The sequence below is a fragment of the Allorhizocola rhizosphaerae genome (assembly GCF_003426775.1).
Lineage (GTDB): Bacteria > Actinomycetota > Actinomycetes > Mycobacteriales > Micromonosporaceae > Allorhizocola > Allorhizocola rhizosphaerae.
In genome coordinates, this window is sequence record NZ_QJUG01000411.1 from 1 (window position 1) to 3,283 (window position 3,283).

3 protein-coding genes are annotated in these 3,283 nt (G+C 69.0%); 2 read left to right on the forward strand and 1 reads right to left on the reverse strand.

The window, feature by feature from the left end; translation table 11 throughout:
* On the forward strand, window positions 1-1,383 hold a 1,383-nt coding region (locus DM816_RS41085), incomplete at its 5' end, for a S1C family serine protease (RefSeq protein WP_211589078.1).
* Window positions 1,384-1,518: 135 nt separating this feature from the next.
* Here DM816_RS41085 and glpK read toward each other — a convergent pair.
* Window positions 1,519-2,988 carry a glycerol kinase GlpK gene (gene glpK, locus DM816_RS41090; protein ID WP_117215839.1) on the reverse strand — a complete coding sequence of 490 codons (1,470 nt, stop codon included), beginning with the start codon at window positions 2,986-2,988 and terminating at the stop codon, window positions 1,519-1,521.
* Between the two features lie 103 nt (window positions 2,989-3,091).
* Between glpK and DM816_RS44090 the strand changes: the two genes are divergently transcribed.
* Window positions 3,092-3,283: hypothetical protein (locus tag DM816_RS44090; protein WP_211589079.1), on the forward strand; the 192-nt coding region annotated here is incomplete at its 3' end.

Sequence of the window (3,283 nt, forward strand, 5' to 3'; positions counted from 1 at the left end):
TCACCGCCGTCACCGCCGCAGTCCGGGCAGACGACGCCCGGTGCGGTGCCGGCATACGGCGGTGCCGTGCCCCCGGCCGCGGTCCCGGTGCCGCCGGGGTCGCCCGCCGGTCCACCCGCCTCCGGGCCGCCGTACCAGCGGCCGTTGCCGCCGCCCGGTTCCCCTTATGCTGCGGCGTATTCCGGAGGTTCCGCTCCGCCGTATGGGGCACCGGCTTCCGGTGGCCCATACGGGGTGCCACAGTCGGGGCCGCCCGCGACGCCGGGCGAGGCGCCCGGTGAACCGGTCGCATCCACGACGATGATGCCCGGTCAGCCCGGGGGCTATCCACTTTGGACGCCGCCCGCGGCCGCGCCGAAGAAGATGCCCACCGGAGTGAAGGTGCTCATCGGCGGGGTCGCGGCCGTGGCGCTCGCGCTCTGCTCCGGGGTCACCGGCGCGGTGGTCGCCACCACGCTTGACGAAAACACCTTCTCCATTCCGGTATCGACGAATGCCGCACCCGTGGTCGACCGTTCCACGCTCTCAGGCGTCGCGGCCAAGACTCTGCTCAGCGTCGTCTCCGTATCCACGGGTTCAGGCGAAGGCTCAGGCGTCATCCTGCGCGAGGACGGATACATCCTCACCAACAACCACGTCGTCGAGTCGGCACGGGGTGGTTCGGTGACGGTGACGCTGTCCGACGGCAAGAAGGTGCGCGGCACGGTCCGAGGCACCGACCCGAGGACAGACCTCGCGGTGGTCAAGGCCGACGTGACGGGGCTCAAGCCGGCCACGTTCGCCAACAGCGACCAGGTCGCGGTCGGCGACACGGTGCTGGCCATCGGCAGCCCGCTGGGCCTGCAGGGCTCGGTAACCAGCGGCATCATCAGCGCCAAGGACCGCACCATCCGGGCGGGCCAGACCTCAGGCTCGCTGTCGGGCCTGCTGCAGACCGACGCGCCGATCAACCCCGGCAACTCGGGCGGCGCGCTGGTCAACACCAACGGCGAGGTCGTCGGCATCAACACGGCCATCGCCACGAGCGGCACCGGCGAGGGCAACATCGGCGTCGGCTTCGCCATCCCGAGCAACAAGGCCAAGCAGGTGGCGGAGCAGTTGATCGCGGGCCAGAAGGTGCGCCACCCGTTCCTCGGCGTGCAGGTGACGCCCAACGACACGGGCGGCGCGAAGATCGAGCAGATCACCGCGGGCAGCCCGGCCGAGGCCGCGGGCCTGCAGGTGGGCGACATCATCACCAAGTTCGGGAATCGAGTGGTTAACGATTCCGACGACCTAGTCTCGGCGGTACAGGCCGGAGCACCCGGCCAAAAGGTCACAGTTGAGTTTTCGCGAAATGGATCCCCGCAGACTGCAACTGTGACGCTGGGAGAAGCGTCATAGCAATAGCGCAGATGCGACCTGTGCCTCCTCCCCATAGGAGCGGCAGGTGGCGGTGGCCTCCGGGGGTTGGTCATCGCCACCTGTCGCTCCATTTTCAGGTCCGACCCGATGGCGTCGCGGCTCAGCGCGACGCCATCAGCGCTGAGAAGCGGGCGCCTGCCAGTCGAGGCTGCGATCGAGGGCCGCGCGCCAGCGGGTGCGCTCCCGTGCCCGGTGCTCTTCGGACATTTCGGGGTTGAAGCAGTGGCCGGCCTGCCAGTGTTCGCGCAGTGCGCCCGTGTTGGGCCAGACCCCGGTGGCGAGCCCGGCGGCATAGGCCGCGCCGAGCACGGTCGTCTCGGTGATCGTCGGCCGGACTACGGGCACATCCAGCAGGTCGGCTTGGATTTGCAGGAGCAGATCGCTCGCGGTCATGCCACCATCGACGTTGAGCGCGGCGATGTGCGTGCCCGCTTCCTCCAGCATGGCCTGCATGACGTCGTGCACCTGCCACGCGGTCGCCTCCAGCGCGGCACGAGCCAGATGCGCCTTGGTGACGAAGCCGGTCAGTCCACACACGACACCGCGGGCGTCCGGCCGCCAATAGGGTGCGAAGAGGCCCGAGAAGGCGGGGACGATGTAGCAGCCGCCGTTGTCGGGCACGCTCCCGGCCAGATCGTTGACCTCGGGCGCGGTGCGGATGATGCCGAGATTGTCGCGCAGCCACTGGACCAAGGCGCCCGCCACCGCCACGGAACCCTCAAGCGCATAGATCGCGTTTTGATTTTCTTGTTGGTACCCGACTGTCGTCACCAGGCCCTTGTGGCTCGTTATCGGGCGTTCGCCGGTGTTGAGCAGTAGGAAGGCCCCGGTTCCGTAGGTGCACTTGGCCTCGCCGGGCTCGAAACACGCCTGCCCGACGAGCGCCGCCTGCTGATCGCCGAGCACGCCCGCGAGCGGAACACCGCGCAGCGGGCCGTCGATGATCTCGGCGATCGGCCCGATCGACGGGACGATCGCGGGCAGGATGTCCCGCTCCAGGCCGAATGCTTGCAGCAGCGACGCGTCCCAGTCCAGCGTGGACAGGTTCATGAGCATCGTGCGGCTGGCGTTGGTCACGTCGGTGACATGCCGGCCGGTCAGCTTGTAGATCAGCCAGCTGTCCATGGTGCCGGCGAACACGCGGCCGGTAGGCTTATGGTTGTCCAGCAGCCAGCGCAGCTTGGGTGCGGAAAAATAGGTCGCCAAGGGGAGCCCGGTCTGCGCGCGAAACGTGTCGATGTCACCGTATTCGGCGAGCATCGGCGCCGTCCGCGTATCCTGCCACACGATCGCGTTGCCGATCGGTGCGCCGGTCTCGGCGTCCCAGATCATTGTGGTCTCGCGCTGATTGGTGATCCCCACGGCGGCGATCGTCGGATTGCCCGCTTTGGCGAGTGCACTGTCCACAACGGACTGCACACTGCGCCAGATCTCCTCCGGATCGTGCTCGACCCAGCCCGGCCGGGGAAAAATCTGGCGATGCTCGCGCTGGTCGAACGCGACGATCCGGCCCTCGCTGTCGAAGACGAAACACCGGGACGAGGTCGTCCCCTGATCGATGGCCACAAGATAGCTCACCGGGATATTCTGGCCCGTTCCCGGCCGCCCGTGCGAGCAGCAGCCCCGCCGACCTCGTGCCTAGGCACATGCCGGCGCAGTCTCCCACGGTGGCGCGCACCGTGCTCCGATGGTTGAGCCTGGCATGCGCGCCGTTGCGGGCCTGGCCGTCGGTGAGCTCTCCCTGTGGCCGCTTGGCGCCCCGGATTGCTTGCTGGGTTGGCCTGCCACGCGGCCGCCTGGCTCGCGCTGCCGCGTGGCCGCCTGGCTCGCGCTGCCGCGTGGCCGCCTGGCTCGCCCTGCCGCGTGGCCGCCTGGCTCG